Annotated in this window: 14 protein-coding genes; 4 read left to right on the forward strand and 10 right to left on the reverse strand. The window is 47.3% G+C overall.

Translation table 11 applies throughout. From position 1 onward, the window contains the following. Positions 1–115 precede the first annotated feature (115 nt). Entirely contained in the window at positions 116–583 is a 468-nt protein-coding gene (locus ABNS04_RS09995) for a hypothetical protein (RefSeq protein ID WP_272978334.1), read from the forward strand. Positions 584–619: 36 nt separating this feature from the next. Here ABNS04_RS09995 and ABNS04_RS10000 read toward each other — a convergent pair whose 3' ends face one another. After that, positions 620–1264 carry an SDR family oxidoreductase gene (locus tag ABNS04_RS10000; RefSeq protein ID WP_272978332.1) on the reverse strand — a complete coding sequence of 215 codons (645 nt, stop codon included), beginning with the start codon at positions 1262–1264 and terminating at the stop codon, positions 620–622. A gap of 148 nt (positions 1265–1412) precedes the next feature. On the opposite strand from ABNS04_RS10000, the gene ABNS04_RS10005 reads away from it, so the two are divergent. Further along, complete coding sequence (locus ABNS04_RS10005; RefSeq protein WP_272978331.1) at positions 1413–2441, forward strand: phospholipase A; 1029 nt, start codon at positions 1413–1415, stop codon at positions 2439–2441. Here ABNS04_RS10005 and ABNS04_RS10010 read toward each other — a convergent pair. Beyond that, positions 2438–2989, reverse strand: a complete 552-nt coding sequence (locus ABNS04_RS10010) for a DUF1415 domain-containing protein (protein WP_006954615.1) — start codon at positions 2987–2989, stop codon at positions 2438–2440. The genes ABNS04_RS10005 and ABNS04_RS10010 overlap by 4 nt on opposite strands. An 18-nt stretch (positions 2990–3007) precedes the next feature. On the opposite strand from ABNS04_RS10010, the gene ABNS04_RS10015 reads away from it, so the two are divergent. After that, positions 3008–3466, forward strand: a complete 459-nt coding sequence (locus ABNS04_RS10015) for an isoprenylcysteine carboxylmethyltransferase family protein (protein ID WP_272978329.1) — start codon at positions 3008–3010, stop codon at positions 3464–3466. Here the strand turns inward: ABNS04_RS10015 and yjjG are convergent, their stop codons facing one another. The 8 genes from yjjG to recC all read right to left on the reverse strand — a co-directional run bounded on the left by yjjG (position 3467) and on the right by recC (position 20335). Further along, on the reverse strand, positions 3467–4144 hold the full coding sequence (gene yjjG / locus ABNS04_RS10020) for a pyrimidine 5'-nucleotidase (RefSeq protein ID WP_006954619.1): 678 nt from the start codon (positions 4142–4144) through the stop codon (positions 3467–3469). It lies immediately after the preceding gene. A 9-nt stretch (positions 4145–4153) separates the two neighbouring features. Then, entirely contained in the window at positions 4154–4666 is a 513-nt protein-coding gene (locus tag ABNS04_RS10025; protein WP_272978327.1) for a DUF2937 family protein, read from the reverse strand. Next, on the reverse strand, positions 4663–5268 hold the full coding sequence (locus tag ABNS04_RS10030; RefSeq protein WP_006954621.1) for a uracil-DNA glycosylase family protein: 606 nt from the start codon (positions 5266–5268) through the stop codon (positions 4663–4665). Before ABNS04_RS10030 ends, ABNS04_RS10025 begins: the two co-directional genes overlap by 4 nt. A 64-nt stretch (positions 5269–5332) precedes the next feature. Further along, positions 5333–6115 carry a ferredoxin--NADP reductase gene (locus tag ABNS04_RS10035; protein ID WP_006954623.1) on the reverse strand — a complete coding sequence of 261 codons (783 nt, stop codon included), beginning with the start codon at positions 6113–6115 and terminating at the stop codon, positions 5333–5335. A gap of 195 nt (positions 6116–6310) precedes the next feature. Continuing rightward, positions 6311–11209 (reverse strand): diguanylate cyclase, encoded by a 4899-nt coding sequence (locus ABNS04_RS10040; protein WP_348671410.1) that lies wholly within the window; start codon positions 11207–11209, stop codon positions 6311–6313. 93 nt (positions 11210–11302) lie between these two features. Then, on the reverse strand, positions 11303–13207 hold the full coding sequence (recD, locus tag ABNS04_RS10045; protein WP_272978325.1) for an exodeoxyribonuclease V subunit alpha: 1905 nt from the start codon (positions 13205–13207) through the stop codon (positions 11303–11305). Further along, positions 13194–16886: an exodeoxyribonuclease V subunit beta gene (recB, locus tag ABNS04_RS10050; RefSeq protein ID WP_348671411.1), complete on the reverse strand. Its 3693-nt coding sequence runs from the start codon at positions 16884–16886 to the stop codon at positions 13194–13196. Before recB ends, recD begins: the two co-directional genes overlap by 14 nt. Further along, positions 16883–20335 carry an exodeoxyribonuclease V subunit gamma gene (gene recC / locus ABNS04_RS10055; RefSeq protein ID WP_272978323.1) on the reverse strand — a complete coding sequence of 1151 codons (3453 nt, stop codon included), beginning with the start codon at positions 20333–20335 and terminating at the stop codon, positions 16883–16885. The genes recB and recC overlap by 4 nt, the downstream gene beginning before the upstream one ends. 178 nt (positions 20336–20513) lie before the next feature. On the opposite strand from recC, the gene ABNS04_RS10060 reads away from it, so the two are divergent. After that, the coding region (locus tag ABNS04_RS10060) for a sensor domain-containing diguanylate cyclase (RefSeq protein ID WP_348671412.1) at positions 20514–21371 on the forward strand (858 nt) is incomplete at its 3' end.

The following is a 21371-nucleotide window of genomic DNA, read 5'->3' on the forward strand; positions in this document are numbered from 1 at the left end:
TTAAGGGTAATACTACCACTTAAAAGAGTGTTCGGGTTTAGTCTGCCACTACAGACGCACTAAAAGCCGATAAATTACGTATACTCAATCAATAGGGACTTGTTTGGAGTGTATTATGCGTAACACTTTTTCTCGAATTTCGGCCTTGCTGACAACAACTGTTATACTGTTAGGGTTGGTGGCTTGTTCCTCGAAACCCTCTACCGTGATGGTTGGCGAGGCACGTCCTGCAATCAACGTCGACGCTGTCAAACTCTACCTAAAAGAACCCACGCAATATGAAACGGTCGCGCTCTTATCTGTTTCAAGTGACGGTAGTTGGAGCTTCGGTGATCAAGCCCAAATGGATGCTGTTGTCCAACGACTTAAGGAACAAGCGGCAAAGTTAGGCGCCAATGGTGTTCTGTTACAAGCGACGGGCGAAAAACGCGATAGCTCCGTCTATGTTGGTACCGGGTTGGGCAGTTATTCGGGTAATTTAGGCTTGAGTGTCCAACTTGGACGTATGTTTGGTTTAACCGATAAAACCGCCGAAGGTGTGGCGATATACGTGCCGGCGGAAGAATCCGAAAACTCGCAATAGCGTGCACCGCAGTTGGATGCACGCCATGCAATCAAACTAGATCGCCTTAACAGCGGCCTCTACACCTTGATCGCCTGTCAGCGCATCGAAGTGCTTGCCAATCGTATTATCTGCATCAAGACAACGGATTAGAATACGAGCCACATCTTCTCTTGCAATGGTGCCACGCCCTAAGTTCTCGGCAAGTTCCACCTTCTCTGTACCTGGCTCGTCTGTTAAGCCACCAGGACGCACAATAGTCCAGTCAAGCTCGCTACGCATTAACTCTTTATCGGCGTAATGTTTTGCGACATAGTAGGGCAGTAAATCTTCGTTCCAATGCTCGCGGTTATGTGCCTGCAACGCACTGACCAAGATAAAACGATCCGCAGCTACCGCATGCGCTGCTTCCATCGTTTTAACGGCTCCGTCTAAATCAACCATGAGCGTTTTATCATCGCCTGTCGCGCCACCAGAGCCCGCTGTAAAAATCACCGCATCGATATCTTCAAACGCTTTCTCAATGTCGTTTACAGGACCTTCAAGATCCAACAAACGCGCGTCGACACCCTGATCTTTCCAACCATCCACTTGTGCTTGCTTGCGCACCATAGCAACGACTGGATGAGTCTTTGCATGTTGCAACTGCTCGACCACATGCGTGCCTATTTTCCCATTTGCACCAATCACGGCAACTTTCATAACGCCTCCAGATTTTAATAAATTGTCTATGTATATTTCACTTACGAAAAATTATCGTTAAGAGTTCATGAACTAGAGGGATCTGAGTAGACATTTAGATACGTATTAGTCATGATTTATTACATTCAATTATATGGAATTTTTTATCATGCCGCGTCGTACCTTACTCCCTTTATTCTGCTTATTCTTTGTTGCTATGCCTTCACTTAAAGCGCAGGAGTTATCAGCAATGCAAGAGTGCCTCCTTGATGCAATGAATAAGGAAAAGGCCTCGTTAACGATTGCAGAAGTGCGTCAGCAATGCATGGAGAAGCTACGTCAAGAAGAGTCAGAAGACGTGGTTAAGATTGATAAAGTCGAAGATCCTGGCGCATTGACCAAACGCTTACAAAGCGAAAAAGTAACCGAGTTTGATCCATACGTGCTCACGCCTCACCGCCGTAATTACATCTTACCCGTTTGGGGAACAACCGACATTAACACGGCGCCCTACCAAAACTTCCAAGGCTATGAGGACAATCTTGAAGAGTACGAAGCAAAGCTTCAGCTAAGCTTTAAAGTGCCTGTCAATAAAGAGAGCTTGCTCGTTGAAGGCGACAAGCTTTTCTTCGGCTTTACAATGCAGTCTTGGTGGCAAGTATACGCGAGTAATATCTCAAAGCCGTTTAGAGAGACCAATTACCAACCTGAGGTATTTTATACAACACCGACAGGCTGGCATCCATTTGGTACTAATACGGGCTTAGCTGTTGGTGTTGAGCACTTGTCAAACGGGCGTAGCCAAGAACTTTCGCGCAGCTGGAACCGTGCTTACGTGCAGTTAGTCGCAGAAAAGGGGCCCTTTGTGTTCAGCCTAAAACCATGGATTCGCTTCCAAGAGGATGAAAAGTCCGATCCGATGCAGTCTTCAGGCGACGACAACCCTGATATTACCGACTACGTTGGCGACTATGAATTCACCATCGCTGCTAATATCGATGACTTTGAATATACATTAAACTTGCGACATGCCATCGAAACAGGTCGAGGCTCAGCAGAATTCAACTTCACTTTCCCACTTTGGGGCAAATTCATTGGCTATACCAGTTTGTTTACTGGGTACGGCGAGAGCTTAATTGACTACAACCACAAACAAACACGTTTTGGTGTGGGTATCGCGCTCAATAATGTTCTCTAACGCTTACCGGCCGTAATCGTCGCCAGCTGTTGAGCAAAATACTCAGCACCTCGGCGGCGGCAATATTCTATATTACGCTCGGGAATCTTCTCGGGGTGCTCGAATTGCTCTAATGCCTCTTCCATCATAGCCTCTCGAAGTAGGTGCAGTACCGGATAAGGAGAGCGATTGGTATAGTTCTCTGGGTCACTTTGCTTGGCATCCGCAAAACAGTAGTCGGGATGAAAGTGTGCCAGTTGGAATTCGCCATCAAAGCCTTGCATCACTATGAGTTCATTGGCTTGGTCTACCAAATCCAAGAAATCGTAAAACCCCTCCACGCCTCTAGGAACAATAAGAAGTGTAGTCGCAATAGCGTCGTTCTGTTGCAAGTTTAACAACTCATGATTCAGCGCTGCGAGCTGAGTTTGTCGGTCTTGCTCAGCTACAACGCAGTACCGGATACGCTTAGCGTCGACCTCCGGTCGTGCAAATGGGCAAAAGTTGAACTTAACCACAACCTCTTGTACCCAGCGTTGGGTTTGGTCAATAATGGTTTGCTGGCTCATCGTTAATCATCCTAAATTATGAAAGCACTTGAACTCAAAGTTCCACCGCTATTACTCATTTTTTTAATCGCCCTACTTATGTATGGTTGCGCGGTCCTGTTCCCTTCTGTTCGCTTCGGGTGGGTGCCGGTGTGGATACGCATTATTTTATTAGCACTGGGTATTCTATTACCTCTATTGGGATGGATTGAGTTTCGTAAAGCAAACACCACCGTTGATCCCCGCATACCCGATAAGTCGAGCACATTGGTGACGCGCGGTATTTACCGCTGGACACGTAACCCAATGTATCTAGGCTTTCTAATTATTCTTTTTGCTTGGGGTTTATCACTACACAACATGGCAGCCTTGTTGGGCTTACCCCTCTATATGTTCTACATGAACCTATTTCAAATCAAACCAGAAGAGCGCCAGCTCGAAAGCTACTTTGGTGATACCTACCGTGACTATAAAAAACGCGTGGGACGCTGGTGGTGATTAAACCACTAGCTCCACCAGTTCGCTTAAATGACGGATAGTATGATTCGGTTTAACTTCTTCGGGACAAGTGGCTTGGTGTTCATTCAACCAGCAAGTATGCCAGCCTGCACGTTGTCCCCCCAATATATCCGAATACGGATTATCCCCGACCATTAAGATGCGACTGGTCGGAACCTCCTCCGAGATATGCTGACGATGCGTATGCTGGAAAATCTCAGGGTGTGGTTTTGCCACACCAAGCGCTTCAGAAACCACCACAAACTGAAAAAACTGTTCAAACTGATGCGTTGCGAGTCGCTCCTGCTGAAGCTCGACGAAGCCATTGGTGATAATGCCCATGCGAACTTTATCGTCGAGTGCAGTGAGCATTGACCCTGCCCCATCAAGCGTTGAGGAAATAGTACCCATCTGCGCCATAAATTGACGGTTGAGCTCTGTAGATGAAACCCCCAAACGATCTTCCCAATCCACAAAGCGTCGCGCTTTAATATCTGCGGCAGAAATTTCGCCACGTTGGAACGCCTCCCATAAGGGTGCATTCACTTCTTTAAACCGTTTAAAGTGCGTTTCGGTAAAATCAACGTCGTAAGACTGTAATAGCTGGGTTAGACCGCGCTTAGCATCGAACCTAAATAGTGTTTCATCGGCATCAAATACAACCCAATCATACGCCATTGCATACTCCTAGTTAGCGACTGTCCTGCGTTTTCTGAGCGGCCATAATAACAAGCTCAACAACAGATCGGCTAGCAAACTAATAAATAAGCCGACTACGACAGCCATAACCAGAGCCTCAGGTGTCAGGCGTACCGCATAGTCATAACGCGTCCAAGCTTCTCTACGGATATCAGTAATCGGAGACAAAAATGTCGTTTGGTAACGTTGCCAATAGCCCTGTTGGTATTGGTTCCAAGCGGACTGAAGCATCTGGTAGCGCTGATAAATGGTTTCGATGCTATCTCCGCCATCAATGAATACCGGATCATCTGAAGCGCGGTAATAGTCAATAAGACGCTCAATAGAGCCATCAAAATAGCGGTCGGCTTCCTGTTGAAACTCCGCTACGCTCGCTTTCGCCTCGTTAAGATGTGCGTAGACGGCATCACCGTATTGGTCGACAAATTGCGGTATTTGAACACCTATCATAGCCGCCACAAAAAAACATATTAAGCGTCCATACGCTGCTAATCTTTTCATTTTTGAGAGCCTCGCCATCGCGCAATCTGCGCTTTCAACTCGGGTAACACCTCATCTTCGAACCATGGATTTTTAGCAAGCCAGCGGTTATTGCGAGGGCTCGGATGGGGTAATGGCAGTATGCCCTGTTCTAACCACGCCTGCCAATTCTTTACGCGCTCTGTGAGTGTTCGCTGGAGCTTGATACCGGTAAGTTGCTGAGCATGCCATTGCTGAGCATATTGTCCGATTGCGAGCGTAAGTTGTAAGTGGGGTAGTTGTTCAAGTAATTGCTCGCGCCAAGCGTCGGCGCATTCAGGTCGTGGGGGCGCATCTCCAGAGCTCGTAGTACCCGGGTAGCAAAAGCCCATCGGTAGGATGGCAAACTGCCGTGCGTCGTAAAAATCTGACTTATCGACACCAAGCCACGCTCTCAAGCGCTCACCGCTCGGATCATCAAACGGTTTGCCCGAACGATGTACGCGAATACCTGGCGCTTGGCCCGCTATGAGTATCCTGGCGTGCGGATGAAATTGAATAACAGGGCGAGCCCCTAAAGGTAATTTGGGCTCACATAGAGAGCAATTACGTACATGTTGTACAGTGGTTTGCCACGCGCTCATTACAAGCTCCTTAATATAAGACGCTTAAATAGCGTGGCAAACTTACTCGCTCAATTCAATCGGTTTACTTTTCGATGAACGCTTGCTCGATAACGTAACTGCCTTGTTTACGCGAGGTCGCTTTACTAAAGCCGCGTTCGTTCAAGATAACCATTAAATCTTGTAGCATGGCATCATTGCCACATAACATGAAACGATCGTGCTCAGGGTCGATATCAGGTAAATTCAGCTTACGCGTAAGCGTGTTCGACTCGAGCAACTCGGTGATACGTTTCTGATGATCTTCATCACGGAAGGGCTCACGCGTCACTGTTGGGTAGTAGCGTAGCTTTTCCTTGACCCAATCACCGAAAAATTCATTATTTGGTAAGTCCTCGCCGATTTCTTTTTGATAGGCAAGCTCAGACACATAACGGACACCATGCACCAACACTACTTGTTCGTACTGCTCGTAGATATCGGGATCTTTAATAACACTCATAAACGGCGCTAGACCAGTCCCCGTCGAAAGCAAATACAAGCGCTTACCAGGTAGGAGGTGTCCTGGTACCAAGGTACCTGTTGGCCGTGTTGACATGATCACTTCATCGCCTACTTCGATATGTTGAAGACGCGAGGTCAGTGCGCCATCCGGTACTTTAATACTGAAAAACTCGAGCTCTTCTTCATAGTTTGCGCTTGCAATACTGTAAGCGCGCAGCAGAGGTTTATCGTCGACCTCTAAGCCAATCATCACGAATTGTCCGTTTTCGAATGTGAACGAACGTTGTCGTGTGGTTTTAAAACTAAAGAGGGTATCGTTCCAATGACGTACTTGAGTGACTTTTTCTGCAATGGTACTGCGCATAGCGACTCCTAAATCACTGTTTAAATCTCGAACAGTTTAACATACGAAAATCTAAATGAGAATTTTTTTCATTTAGTATTGAAAATGAGAATAGATCGCATATAATTAAATTGCACTTCACGTTAGTTAGCTGTGTGAGCAGTTGTCGTACGGTGATTCGAATTACAGGCGCGAAGCACCGTACGGCTCACATTTCTAGAGTGCACCATGGCACACTCTGTTCTTACCTAAAGACTTGGCACGGTAGAGTGCTCTATCAGCACGATTCAGGATCGATTCAAATTCATCGTCTTGCGTCTCGAATAATGAAATCCCAATACTCACTGTATAATCCACTTCCTCGCCGCTGTGCACAATAGAGTCGAGCTCTATCGCTTGTCGTAATCGTTCTGCAATTGCCAACACCTGTGGCATATCTGCATCGCGGATTAACAAAGCGAATTCTTCGCCACCAATGCGGGCTGCAATATCGTTCATGCGTACAGCGTGATTAAACTGTTTTGCTAACGCCTTTAGCACCTCATCCCCCGCACTATGGCCGTAGCGGTCATTGATGACCTTAAAAGAATCGATATCCATCATAACGACAGCGGCTTGATGACCCTTTCGTTTGAATAAATCATGGCTTTGCTGCAGTTCACTCATAAAAAAGCGACGGTTGGGTAATTGCGTTAACGCGTCGGTATTAGCAAGATGCTGTAACTGTTTTGTTACTTTGTCATGGGAAGCCATCTCAGCATCCGCGAATCGCATGCGCATTTCTGCTTCCGCTCTTGCCTCGCCCTCTCGCGCCAGCGCACGCATCAGATCTAAATTACGGATGGAAATTGCCGCCTGTGCAGCAATAAATTCCACAATGGGCATCTGCCTGTCGTTAAAAGCATATCGGTTGCGGCTATGCTCCAAATACAACACACCGACCAAGTCACCCAAATAAACCAACGGCACAGTCACTGCCGAACCGGAAAATTCACCTAATTGATTACTCTTAATATCTTCGGCACGGTTGTGCCAACTTCGGTTGGTCAGCGTATTTTCATTAATGTGTTGCAGCTTTTTTACTCTGGCGACATGGCGAATCATTGCCGTCGGTAAATTATTTACGTGCTCCAACCTAACGCTTGGCTCAAAATATTTTTCCAAGTGATGTTCTACGTCCATTACTAGCTTTAGCTCGTCATCCTCACACTGCAAAAGTGCCAATCGCTGGGCGCCTGTTTGTCGAACCAGTATACGAGAAACTTCAGAAACAAGTTGCTCATGCTCAGTAAACGCGGACAGCGCTTGCGCAATTTCAATCACAACATCCATACTCATCGCGTACCCCGTCGACCGGGTCTTACGCTCGCTGTCATGTATCAATTCGATCGCATCCCAACGCTCCATCGCATGATGCCGTTGGGAGGAATACTCCGATGCAAATCCAGGGTGCCCTTTACTTTGCCAGTAATGCTGCGCGCGCGTCGCTATCATAGCTGCTGTGTGCCACTGCCCTTGCTTCTGCGCTTGGCGCAAGGCAGCGTCATAATCTTCCAATGTTTGCGGCATATCACCTTGTCGACGTGCTTGCTCAGCACGCATTAACGTCAACCAATGGCTAAAGTTATCAGGCTGCCATTCTGCCCAGGTTTGATAGCGCGTGATTGCTACGTTTAATGAATCTGTATCTAACTGTTCAAGCTGGCTCAATGCCAGCGCACGAAGGCCAGGCCAGTGCGCCATCGGCAGTAAGCCTTGTACCGATATATGTTCAATGTAGCGCTCGCACCGTTCGAGCGACTTTTGCACAATAATTCTATCGTTACCGACTAACCCTTCAATCAAACGCATGCAACTGAGGATGGCGAGCACTTGGTGATTATGGTTGGCTTCGGCTTGAGCTACATGTTGCTCAAAGCTACCTCGAAAGTGACCTATGCCACTCAACCGGTACATGACCCCTAACGCCCCTGTCATTAAATCAATGCCCCAAGTATTACCGCGCTGCATGGCGTACTCTAGGTAGTGCTCTACACGCGGAACGAGCTCGGAAAGCGGTTCCCCGGAAAAAAAACGACAGTAAGTATCATGACCAAAGCCATATACTGCATACTGTAAATTTCCCGACTGTTGACCACATCGGTATGCCGCCATGTAATCATCACTCGCGAGACGTTGGGCTCTAAACCAATGATTTAAGGAACTCCCCATCATCAGAAAACCCATACTTTGCGCACTCGTATCGCCACGTTTTCGAGTTAACCGTTCGGTGGCATCGTAAAGCAATTTAATTTGTTGACTATCAGCCAACTGGTGATTAACCATCAGCCCACCGATCGCTGGTAGCGTATAACCGGTAGCACCGTTCGCACCATAAGCGCTGATTAACTTGAACTGCGCGATGACCACACTCGACCATAGACGTGGAAATGCTCGATAACACGGCGGCCCCATCGCTATCAATAAGCCGAGAATGGCCTGTTGTGTTTTATCGGTGAGCACTGGCAAATGCGCTAAGTCATTAAAAGAGAGGCTGCCTAAAGAATCCGATAAGTTGCAACGCAACGCTGCCGTGCTGAGTTGTGCTTCCTCAGGCAGGCTCACATCGAACAATGTAAGCCCTTCACGCGCTACATTGACCGCTTTCTGATAGTCAGCATTTAAGGTGGCTTGCTGCACCCATTGGGTATATAAGCTGGCCTTATCAAGTAACGAATCAGTATTGCCTATCGCTTGGCGTACAAAATACTCGGCGCGCTCAAGATTTGAGTTGAGGTACTCAAGTTCACCACGCTCAGAATACACTTGGTAAGCAAGTTCTGGATCTACCGACCATAAATCATCAAGGCATGGATTTTCATGCATTCCCTGATGCACGATCGTTAAAGCCTCGGCAAAGGCGCCTGCCGAAGCCGCTTTCTTAGCAGCATTGATAACTAGCCTAAGAAATTCTCTTTGTTCGACTCGAGTGTCAATAAACTGCTTACCACGGTACAAGTGATTAACGATTCGGATTGAGTAAACTTCTGGATGAGCCGTGGCTTGCTGCAATAAATGTGTACCCAACTGATAATGCACTTTGGCACGACTGCTCGTATCAAGCGTGCGATGGGCGACCTCCTGTACTCGATCATGGATGAAACGAAATCTCATGTTGGATTCATCCAATATCGGCGACTTAATATTAGCCTCTACGACAACAAACTCGTCGTTAATTGCAGGTAACAGTTGCTCCAAAATCGTTTCAGGTGTCTGTCCCGTCAGTCTAACTAAAGACGCCATATCGAAGCGCACACCAATGCACGCGGCTTTAGCGAGTAGGTACTGCACGTCAGTTTGCAAAAGTTGAAACCGCAACTGTATGACTGAGAAAATATCGTCAACTTGGTCCAACTCATTAATTGCATCCATTCGCCACCGCCAGCCAGTCTCCAGTTGATACTGAAGTAATCCTTTCTGACTGAGAGCTTTTAATAGTTGCCAAACCATAAACGGGTTGCCGTGGCTATGTTGATGCAACCAATCAGCTAACTGTTTAAATTGACGCGTTTCGTGTTGAACCTTTTCGGCGAGTAACAAAGAAATATCGTCGACAGATAACTCGTCAAGTTGAATATGCTTAAACGGAATCACATTAGCACGTTCAATTTCCTGAACCGCGATACTGAGCGGATGTCCACTATTCACCTCATCTTCTCGCACTGAACCAATCAACAAAACAGGCGCTCGACTCGGTTGAGTCAGTATCCATTCCAACAGTTCCACGGACGCTTGATCCGCCCATTGCAAATCATCTAGAAAGATCACCAAAGGACGTTCAGCATACTCAAATACGGAAAGCAATCGGCGAACGGTTTCATTAAGTCGTTGCTTTGCCTCCGACGAGGGCAAATTAGTCTGTCGCGTTGCTATTGTCGAGTCGGAAAATCCAAGACTGCTTTTAATATCAGGTACCCAACTCAAAAAGGTAGCCAGGTAGTCAGACATTGCTTCAGCGAGCCAAGCTCGCCATTGAGTAAGCTGCTCACTCGACATCTGCTTAAAATAGCCCGCCAGCGACTCGATTGCTGACAGCCAACCAATGTATGGAACACCGCTAGTCGAGTGCTCATACTTACCCGAGATAAAAAAAGCATTGTCAGCGGTCATTTGTGGATACAAATTACGCACTAACGATGTTTTTCCTAAACCTGAGCGACCATTAATGAATACGCCTTGCGTTCCACCCTCGCGACTCATGCTGTATTTCTTTTCAAGCTGTCGAAGTTGGTTATCGCGTCCATAGAGCGAACCGACCCGCTCTATCTCGCTCGTGAATCCCAATCGCGAAATGATGCTGATATCATCCTTACGCTGTCCTAATACCACTTGGCGTACTGTCACGAGATCGTTCAGTAATGCATCTACGTCACGGTAGCGTTGATACGGCTGCTTAGCCAACAATCGCGCGACGACCTCTGCCAGAACCTCAGGTAACTGAGGATTAATGTGATTCAAACGTTTGGGTGTTACTACTAGATGCTGGTGGACGATTCGCGCACTTGAGTCAGCGGTAAATGGATAGGCTCCAGCAAACCAATAATATAAAATCACTCCAAGACTATAAAGATCACAGCGAGCGTCACCTATCGCTTGTGAACGACCGGTTAACTCCGGTGCGACGCACCTCAAAGAGGATACGTTCTGTGGAAGAGGGAGCCAGGGTGTGTGAATAAATCGAATCTGCGTGACGGTCGCTAAATCAATCACTATGGCATGTTGGTCGGTTACGTAGAAAATCGAGGGGTTCAAAGCACGATGAATTAAACCCGTCTGATGAATGTGCTTTACCGCACCCACAATACGCTCTGCAACACCAATCGCTTCAAGTAAGTTATCCCAACGTAGTTCGTCGAGCCAGCCTCCTTGAGGCAAAACAAGCCCATGCTGATCGCCGTTATCGAGGAAGTAGTTAGGATTAACAATCTGATGCCAACGGTTATCGTTTTTTAATCGCTCGTCTGCTAAAGACTCAGCCCCTGCCTCAACACGCTTTAACCAAACTGAGCGCTGATTCTCCCGTTCAATACAATCAAATAAAACGCGGTCATCGAGCTTTCGTGTTGAATATGGCATTCGCGACAGAGATCCTTTTGTCATGGTTCTCTAAATATAGTTAAAGATAGGCGTCTTTACATTACGATCTTTACATTTACGCTCGAAACGCTGTCAGCGATTAATTCGTTTTGAAACCGCGTTTAAGAATACCGACTTTTTACTCACAACTAAGGTCAGTTTTTTCTTCGCTCGAGTGACCCCTGTATAAAGGAGTTCTTTAGTTAGTACAGGTGAGTCATGCTGAGGTGTTACTAATACGGTATGCGCAAATTCTGACCCTTGAGACTTATGCACTGTCATCACATAAACGGTTTCAACATGATTTAGGCGACTCGGTAATACCCATTTTACTTTTCCGTGACTGTCAAAAAACGCCACTCTCAAGCGACCGGTCTCGGGCATCCGAAACGTGACACCGATATCTCCATTGTTCAACCTCAGCCCGTAATCATTTTTAGTGACCATAACCGGACGACCTTCATACCACCGGTCGGCTTCAACGCCCAAAACATCGGCAACATATCGATTCAGTGCATGAGCGCCCCAGGGTCCATTGCGTAAACCTGTTAATAGCTGAAATGTTGCGTATGCATCCAGCACTGCCGCTGTATCGCGTTGTTCAGCGGGGGCTTCGCGCCATTGTTCGAGCGCTCTTAAGTAGTGCGAAAAACCCTGTTTTATCAACAGGTCAAAACTATCGTGACGGTCGTGTTCCAACATCAACCACGTGACAATATTCGAGTCATACTCCGACACTGGCGCGCTAAAGAAGCGCTCGATCGCCCGCGTATTTTGGTCGTTAATTGAATTCGCAACGTCCGCAATAGCCTGCTCAAAACGTCGTGTTTGACGCAGCATCACCACGTGCTGTAAGCGCTTGGGCCCGGCCTCATCCTGATACTGGATTAGCGCATCCCGTTGTGCATGGGTACTGGCCAAACTGTTAATCGTCGATGACCAATACCCCCCTTTCTCGGCCCCTTCACACAAGTTACCTAAAACAGCCCCCGCCTCTACCGAAGCCAGTTGATCCTTATCACCTAGCAGTACCAATTGGGCCTGTGTCGGAGTCGCCTGAAGGAGTGCTGTCATCATTTCGATGTCTAACATTGATGCTTCATCAATCACTATAAGGTCGGCTCGAACAGGATTCTTTTCATGGTGACGATAACGGCGAGAGTTAGCGATAACTCCTAACAATTTATGTACAGTGGAAGCTTCTATTTGAATAGTCGCCAGCAACGGTTGAAGCGTTTCCGGTAACTTTGTTTGTAGTTCTGACAACGCCTCGTTGATAGATTCACTTAAGCGCGCCGCCGCTTTGCCCGTAGGTGCCGCAAGTTTAATACGCAGTGGTCTTTCATGGGCTTGTTGAAATTGTTGCTGCAGTACTACGAGCAACCTTACAACAGTGTATGTCTTGCCGGTTCCAGGCCCGCCAGTAATCACACTAAAGGCGCTTCTCGCCGCGTTAGCACAGGCCATTCGTTGCCAGTCTAATTGTTTGCTGGTATCACCAAACAAGGCGTCCAAGGTCATATTGAGCTGGTCATCGTTTACCTCAAGCGTATTATCCATCCGCATCTCGAGGTTTTGGCTGTTGTAGTGTTCACAATACCAATAGCGCCGCAAATATAAGCGCTCACCATCGCTACTTTTATTCAGAACCAATGGACTACTGTCACTATTGAGTGAAACAGATGTTTGCCAATCGCCCTCAAACACACTCAACTCATTGAGTAGTTTGCTAGGCAACGTGACGTCATGACTTCGCCCCGACGGCGGCAACGCCAAACAGCGCTCGGGCGACGCTTTAAGGTCCTCAAGCTTTAATGAGGTTAACCCTCGTCCAGCCTGGTGAGACGTCAGCATAGCGAGCGCCAGCATAGCGACATTTGTCTCTCCGCTGCGGAATAGAAAGTCGACCATGGCACGATCCAGCGCACGTATCCATTCATGCTCAAACCACTCATCAGCAATAGCACGCAAATAGCTCAGTCGGTCATGCGACATCATGGTTCTCCCTTCCTTTAAACAGAGCATCGAGCTCGGCTATGAGTTCATAGGGAGGTTTTGCTCGATAAACACCACCCGTTTCCGCGTGATTACCCCTTAAAAATAAATAGGCAATACCACCAACGTGCGTATCGTAATCGTACTCATCGCCTAAACGCTGTTTTAACTGCCGATGCAGAGCCAAGGTATAGAGTACATACTGCACATCGTAGCGACTCGCTAATATCTTATCGGTCATGGCTACTTCACTGTAATCATCGTCCGAGTCGCCCAGCCAGTTTGATTTATAGTCAACGACGAAATACTGACCTTGATGCTCAAACACCAAATCGATAAAGCCTTTGAGCATGCCGTTTAACTCGATGCTCTCTAAACGAGGTCGACTTTGCCCTGGGTGAAGATGTCGCTGTATTAACGCATCCAACTGTTCTGCTTCAAGCTCAATTACCGGTAACCAGAATTCAGGCTCGGCTTTATAGCTTGTAAGGTCACTCAGTGCCGTTGGTTGCATAGTGTCACTGAATACCATCGGAAGTGCTAAATACTGCATAAGCCAATGTGCCAAATTATCCCGGTACTCATCCCAAACTTCGCCTCGCAGTTCTTGCGCGATAACATCGCTGAGCCGTTGTGGATCTGAGAGCACGGTCGAGAACCCTTCTATCGCACAGTGTTCGAGAACGTTGTGTAAAAGCGTTCCTGGAGTCGCACCCTTCGGAAACTGATGTAAATGACTCGGTAAATAAGTCAAATCATTTGCCTCAACATTACCCTCGCCTGTGGCGGTGTTTGCCTCCTCTAATAGGTTCATTTCGACTGCCGTTTGCGGACCTGACTGTGTGTAGTCATTGGCTGCTCGATAACGCAATGCGCTATAACTCGACACCCACCAGCGCTCAAGCAGTTGGGTTCTGGGCATCTCACGCGCCTTCAAAGCCGTATATTCGGCAACTTGCTCTTGCAACGCTTCAAATCGCTCGTCGTCTTCTAGTTTGGAAACCACACTCACATCTGACTGTCCCCAGGCTTCGCTCGCAGCTTTATACAGATCGTCAGTTAGTGCGTCGTCACCAAGCAAATAAGCAAGCGGGTTATGCTCAAATTGTCCGACATTCTCGACTGTAATAAAAGTGGCGTGTTGTGCACGCGTTACGGCGACATAAAGCTTGCGTAAATCCTCAGCCAACAACTCATCTAACACACGCGATTTAGCAGAGTCGTCCTTTGACCAGAGCACTTGGACGTCACCTTGTTCGTCATGATAAGTCATCGGTGGCTTAATACGATATTGCTCTTGTGGCGTGTAAGTTATAAAGGGCAAAAACACCAGCGGGTATTGCAAACCCTTTGATTTATGAATAGTAATAACTTTAACAAGATCGTCATCACTCTCGAGTCTGAGTTGTTGTTCATCGCGCTGCGTGCGGCTACTTGCACCAAAGCTCTGCCGCTCATAAACTTTCTCGGCAAAGTCATTAACCAACGCGGCCATGCCCTCTAACGCCATGCTGTTCTGTTGCAGCAGCTCCGCAATATGTAGCGCATCCGCCAATTTACGTTCGCCGTTGATTTTATCTTGTAACAAAGTTGCCGGCACCTGAAAGTGATGCATTAAACGATGTAGCATGGCTAAGACACCTTGGCTGCGCCATACTTCATGAAAATCAATGAAGGTATCGACCGTTCTTTCCCAAGTGTTCTCGTCTTCCTGTAATTGAATTAATTCAGACAAAGATAAGTTCAGCAAGGGTGCCGCAACCGCAGTTTTCAGTGCGCTGGCATTTCGGGGCGCAGCACAGGCTTTTAAAATATAGAGTAAATCCCGCGCAACGGGTTGAGCATAAACCGACTCTCGCTCGGATAAATAAACACTTTTAACGCCCCGCGCTGAAAGCGCCGTACGAATAGCATCCGCTTCGGCAAAGTTATTAACCAAGATCGCGATATCCTTGGCACAAACACGTTGGTGCAAAGCATCGTTGTCATCATAGTAGCCCGCTTGCGGATCATTGAGTAAATTAACGATTAGCTGTGCATGATGACTTGCGAGGTGATTAAACGCGTCACTCTTTTTTCGCTTTTGTTCTGAACTTACGCTCCAGTAGAGTGCAGGCGCCGGCTCAAGCTGTTGACTTCGCAACCGATGTCTAAATGTTGTTTTTACGCCGTTCGCGGATACGGGTTCAAAGGGTAGCTCATTTTTTTCTTCTTGCTTAAACAAGAAAGCCCCGCGTTCATACTGCTCGGCACGCTGAAAAAGATAGTTCACGGCTTCAACCATCTGTATTGACGAGCGAAAATTAGTTGCCAGACTATAGTGCCGTCCTTCTGTATCACGACGCGCTTTTAGATAGGTAAAAATATCCGCATTACGGAAGCTGTAGATGGCTTGCTTGGGATCGCCGATTAAAAATATACCCGTGTCTGGCAACGGTTCTTTTAGGCGATAAATACGATTAAAAATTTCATATTGAACGGGATCGGTATCTTGGAACTCATCAACCAATGCGATCGGGTACTGTTGTCTGATTGTCGTCGCTAACTGCTCACCATCCGGTCCTCGAAGCGCATCGCGCAGTCTTGTCAGCATATCGTCATGATTCATTTCAGCACGTTGATTTTGCAGCTCGGTGAAACGCGCTTTAACCCATTGAGTTGCATGACGGTTAATTAGCTCGTCAAAACCGCGCTTAATTTGATGTACCGCTTCAAATTTAGCTTTGAACTGGACCACTTGAAGCCAGTAAGGTGGTAACTCAGCACCCGCTAATTTCTTCTCGTGCAGTTTTGTTAAATCAGTTTCACTGATCGTTCGCCAGTTAGCATCTGTGAACTTCACATCGGTTTGTGCGTCACTCGCACACCAGTCACCAAATTTTTGTATCTGTTTGGTTTTCTGCGCCACACCTTTAACACCTTCAAGGTCGGCTAACACGCGCTCAAATGCAGAACAGCTATGTTGCTTGAGCGAGTTCAGCTCGCTTTGGTAGCGCTGAGCTTCGCGTTGTAATCGCTCCGCGATATCATCGTCAACCTGTACAGACCCGCTGTCCTCCACGCTCGACAGCTGTGCCAAAATCTTGTCGGGAGTATCAAACACCGCTAGCAGAGCAGTTTGCGTAGCTCTATCACTTTGATAAATAAAGCGACGGAAGTAGTCCTCGGCCGCTTGCCGACGCAACTCCTCGTCATCGGTTTCAACATTTTGTGTAAACAGGCTTCCACTGGCGAATGCGTGTTCTTTAAGCATCGACTGACACCAGCCGTGGATTGTTTTTACAGCCGCTTCATCCATGGACTCGGACGCAAGCTCAAGCAGTCGCGCCAGGTAATTGAGTGATTCGCCTTGTGCTTCAGACGTGGCACGTAACTGCGTTAAAAACGGATCGGCAGCCACACTATCATCATCACGAAAATAACGCGCTGCTTCAGCGAGACGTGCACGAATACGGTCGCTTAACTCTTCAGTCGCCGCTTTGGTAAACGTCATCACCAGAATATTACGTGGCAAGAGGGGGGTCTCTAATGCAGCGTTGCTGTCACTATCAGCCCGCATGCCAATAACGAGCCGAACATACAGCGCTGCGATAGTATAAGTTTTCCCCGTCCCCGCACTCGCCTCTATCAGCCGACTACCCGCTAACGGAAAGTCCAAAGGATTTTGTAATACCTGGCTCATGACTTTTCCCCTCCCTGTTGTTCGACGAACTCAAACATGGGGCGGTACAAGGAATTTATAAAAAGTTTAAAGTAGCGCTGACCGTGTATGTCATTAAAGGTACCTGCTGTACGAGCACAATACTGTGCTGTCTGTACCAGCGGTTTACGTTGTGATGTGCCAACCTCATAGTACTCACGCAACGCGGCTTCAGCGGCTGTTTCATCATCTTCTTTACTCATCGTTTTTAAATAGATACGGGCTAAATCAAGATGCATTGCTATAGGCTCGCGGTACGCCAGTGAAATTAACTTTGTCATCGCATCAAGCTGAAAGTTAACTACATCAGGAGCAACTGCCGGCAACTTAAAGTGGCAGCCACCGCGAGACACGATATGTGTCACTGTTGGTTGTCGGCTATTTAACAGCAAATGTCCTACGTAATAAGGTGCGAAATGCTTCCATCCACTATCTGTAATGTTATCAGCCTTTTTTGCGGCGACCTGACTCGCCGTAGTAATAATCCAAGCACACTGTCCATTATCGTCCCAGTGCAAACCTTCAATACCCTCCTCAATAGTGACGTCATTATGTCGAACACCAACCCAATAAGGCGTTATATTTTGACGCGTGTACCCTTGCGCCACGACACCGTAGGTCTCTAGAATATCTTCAGCTTGCTGCTGAATGTGTTGTTGATGACGCTCCGCTATCATCGACGTACCAATCGCACCTTCTCGACGTATACGCGCCAGTTCTTCGTGCATCTGTTGCTCAGGCTCGAGTTCTTTCCTTACTGCTTCGCGCGTTTTATCCACCACCCGCTGTAACAGTTTCCACTCCGTTAACGCATCCAGTTGAAATGCCTCACGATCAATCGTTTCATCCGCGTCAACCGAAAAGTAAGTTTCCAACCGACTGTTAAAAAACAAACGCGCTGGCTCTTGAACAAAACGTTTAATATCGTTGAGGTTTACCGTCCGTTCATCCGCTAGGTCATCAGTAAGCGCAACCGAACTTGAAGACGATTGATGAGAGACGGAATCATGCGCCTGAGCCCACTCACTCGCGTATGAGAATACGCGCGAGCTGTCATCAAAGTAAGCTCGATTAAATGGCTGTAACTTATGCGCTAACGTGTGCTCACTCAGATCGCTGTGCCATCCTTGCTGTAAATGTTCGCGTAGTTGCGCAACCAATACCGAAGGCGTGCGTGCGCTGTTATCTCGTGCGCTAAAGCCCACCCAGCTTACGTAAAAAACGTCACGAGCAGAGAGTAACGCCTCGAGAAATAGGTAGCGGTCGTCATCTCGACGTGAGCGGTCGCCGGGTCGATAACGTGATGCCATCAGATCAAAGTCAATCTGACTGGTGTTTCGTGGATAATCACTCTCGTTCATGCCTAATATGGCAACAAACTTAAATGGAATAGCGCGCATCGGCATCAGCGTTGCAAAGTTTACTGCACCGGCCAAAAATCGTTGATTTAAATTCTGCTCATCAACTCGGGATAGCCAAGACTCGCGGAATAATGCAATATTCAGTTCCGTTTTATTATCGGCCTCATCCACATGCTCGGCAACTTGATATAGCTGGTCGACAATTTGGTTTTTCAGTAGCGCATCACTCGCCTCTTCCGACTCAAAAAAGGTGTCGATGAGCCACTCCGCCACAGGTACCCAATCCTTATAACTACGCGCTTCTTGGGAGCGATCCCACCAGCGCTCCAACTGCTCGATAAAATAACCGAAGCGTCCAACTAAGTCGGCACCTAGGCCGCCAATATCCGTATACGCAGCGATGTCTTGCCAGTCACACTCTACTTCTGCGTAACCAATGCTATAGCCTGCCATCATTCGTTTGATCGCAAACCACCAACTATTGGTTTCATCGTCATCGGGCATGAAAAACAGCTTCCGGTGCTCAGCACTCAATCCCCATCGTCCACCCGCATTCGTCATCCAAGTTCGAAGTTGCTCGACATCATCATCGTCAATATTAAATTGACGCTGAATCGCAGGTGTACCTAATAACGTCAGCAGATCGGTTTGGGTAAACCGAAGCTGATCACTCGAAAGCAGGAGCTCTAAGGCAATCAACAATGGTGCTCGATGACGCGACGTCTGATCAGCAATCGTATACGGAATAGCGCGCGTATCTTGTCCATTATCATCTCGCGCATAGCGACCAAACACGGCATCAATATAAGGCGCATAGGTATCGATATCAGGCAACATCACCATTACGTCTCGCGGCTTCAACGTGGGATCCTCTGCAAATGCCGCGAGTAAACGATCATGTAACACCTCAACTTCTCGCTGAGGACTATGGCAGATATGGAACTGCATCGATTGATCCTGCGCTGATAGCGGTGACCAATGTTGCTGAGTTTCATGCAGCGGTCTCAGGTTTAGAATATCGTCTTGCAACTGTCCTAGCACATGCTCGGTGGCATGCGATTCAAACAGCTCCAGTGTCATATGACCCAATTCGGCCTGCTTTTGAATTGACTCATCATATAAATCGAGCAGGCGAATGTAGTCGCGACCCTGTTTACCCCACGATGCTAGCAAAGGGTGAGCAAGTTGATGCAACTCTTCGTCATTCCACTCCAACGGCATACCCGGTTTGTGAGCTAACCGCGACTTGGCTTTGACCACCTGTTTTAACTGTTCTTTTCCATCGACAATATCGGCCCAATAAAATTTTGACGGATTATGCACACACAGCACGATCTGGCTGAGATGTTTTAAGGCATCGAGCACTTCTAGCATTTGTTGAGGTAAAGACGATATCCCAAACACCATAATACGAGGTGGTATCGTGGCGGGGCGTTGATTTAAAGCGCGTGCCGATTTAATAAATTGCTGATGTAAGGTGGCGCGGTTGTTCCACAAGTGTTCAGCACCAATGTCGTTTGCTACTCGACGCCATAACTCTGGTTGCCAAGCGTGCTCATTAGCGACAGGTTCGTCGTTATCGAGTACATCACGCCCGTTTAACCAGTTATCTAGCCAATCGGCACGATAGATAGCGTACTGATCAAATAAATCCGCTAAGCGTTCACTTAACTGATACAGCTTGCGATTATCGAGATCGTTAGCAATATAGTTTTTTAACGGCGTAAAACGCGCGTCCTGTTCGAGAACATCGGGTAGTAAGCGCAATAGTCGCCAACTCAAACGTGCTTTATCAAAAGGCGAGGTACGAGGTATATCGTCACCTAAAACGGCCCGATAAGCTTGCCACTGAAATCGCGCAGGCAACGTCACATCAATCATCGAAGCAATGCCGGCATGTTGTGCAAGGTTGATTTTTAACCACTGTGCAATACCGTTGCTTTGCACCAATACGGTTTCTTGCTCAAGTGGTGCAAGAGGAAACCGCTCAATAAAATTAACTGCGATATCCGTTAAGTCTTCCAGTCGATGACTATGTGCAACAATGAACCCTGGCGCTTGATTAGCCAAACTCAACTCCTTTTACCCTTTCACTAAAGACAACGCTATGCCTATCCTAGGGCACTTAATGCCTTATCGATAGCGCTTTATCACGACCTTCACTGATTTAGTGGAAAAAATGATGATTTTTCGTGCAACTTTAGTAATCTTAAGGCAGTGTTATAGAAATACAAAAATTCAAAAATAAATGTCATCATTTGATCAATTGCTCTCGAAGCTATCAACTCGCTTAATTAACTCTCAGGGCTCAGAAACATCCCAATGCGTTTCTGAGGTCATTGCTGCCTATGGTGATTATTGCCAAGCGGACAGATGCTACATTTTTGAATTTAATGAAGACCTCACAAGCATGTCGAATACGTTCGAATGGGTACGCGAGGGCTTCTCACAGCATATTGACGATCTGCAGAACGTCGAACAACACGATTTGCCGTATTTTTTCGCCACCATGCGAAATGACTTTCGATTTGTATGCCCTGACATATCGCTCCTGCCTGACACCGCTAAAGCAGAGCGCGACGAGTTTGAACGTGAGCACATTAAATCGGTATTGTGCATTGGCCTAGTGGCAAAAGGACGAATACTAGGATTCGTCGGATGCGATAAGGTGCGCCAACAATACCATTGGACTGAGGAAGATATTCAGCACCTGAGTTTAATTGCTGACATGATTGCGAACACCATCGAGCGTGAACGTACACATGCCGCGTTGCTTGAGACTAAACGCGCGCTTGAGTTAGCCAACCAACAATTAACTCAGCAAGCCAATATCGACGGCTTAACCGGTGTTGCTAACCGACGCGCGCTCGATGAGCGTTTAGCCACGGAAATAAGACGTGCTAAACGGCAACAAACGGGGATTGCGATGTTGCTGTTAGATATCGACGACTTCAAAGCCTATAACGATCATTTTGGTCACTTGGCGGGTGACGATGCGCTCAAAGCCGTTAGTCAAAGCTTAGCTCAACTGGTAAAGCGAGGTACCGACTTCGTTGCTCGTTATGGCGGTGAAGAGTTTGCCATTCTGATGTCTTCTGCCAATGCC

It is taken from the genome of uncultured Idiomarina sp., from assembly GCF_964010655.1.
Taxonomy (GTDB): Bacteria; Pseudomonadota; Gammaproteobacteria; order Enterobacterales; family Alteromonadaceae; genus Idiomarina; species Idiomarina baltica.

What these genes read in the sequence shown, in the direction of transcription:
- ABNS04_RS09995 (WP_272978334.1), top strand. Translation starts at nt 116, where the DNA reads ATGCGTAACACTTTTTCTCGAATTTCGGCCTTGCTGACAACAACTGTT.
- ABNS04_RS10000 (WP_272978332.1), bottom strand. Translation starts at nt 1,264, where the DNA reads ATGAAAGTTGCCGTGATTGGTGCAAATGGGAAAATAGGCACGCATGTG.
- ABNS04_RS10005 (WP_272978331.1), top strand. Translation starts at nt 1,413, where the DNA reads ATGCCGCGTCGTACCTTACTCCCTTTATTCTGCTTATTCTTTGTTGCT.
- ABNS04_RS10010 (WP_006954615.1), bottom strand. Translation starts at nt 2,989, where the DNA reads ATGAGCCAGCAAACCATTATTGACCAAACCCAACGCTGGGTACAAGAG.
- ABNS04_RS10015 (WP_272978329.1), top strand. Translation starts at nt 3,008, where the DNA reads ATGAAAGCACTTGAACTCAAAGTTCCACCGCTATTACTCATTTTTTTA.
- yjjG (WP_006954619.1), bottom strand. Translation starts at nt 4,144, where the DNA reads ATGGCGTATGATTGGGTTGTATTTGATGCCGATGAAACACTATTTAGG.
- ABNS04_RS10025 (WP_272978327.1), bottom strand. Translation starts at nt 4,666, where the DNA reads ATGAAAAGATTAGCAGCGTATGGACGCTTAATATGTTTTTTTGTGGCG.
- ABNS04_RS10030 (WP_006954621.1), bottom strand. Translation starts at nt 5,268, where the DNA reads ATGAGCGCGTGGCAAACCACTGTACAACATGTACGTAATTGCTCTCTA.
- ABNS04_RS10035 (WP_006954623.1), bottom strand. Translation starts at nt 6,115, where the DNA reads ATGCGCAGTACCATTGCAGAAAAAGTCACTCAAGTACGTCATTGGAAC.
- ABNS04_RS10040 (WP_348671410.1), bottom strand. Translation starts at nt 11,209, where the DNA reads ATGCCATATTCAACACGAAAGCTCGATGACCGCGTTTTATTTGATTGT.
- recD (WP_272978325.1), bottom strand. Translation starts at nt 13,207, where the DNA reads ATGATGTCGCATGACCGACTGAGCTATTTGCGTGCTATTGCTGATGAG.
- recB (WP_348671411.1), bottom strand. Translation starts at nt 16,886, where the DNA reads ATGAGCCAGGTATTACAAAATCCTTTGGACTTTCCGTTAGCGGGTAGT.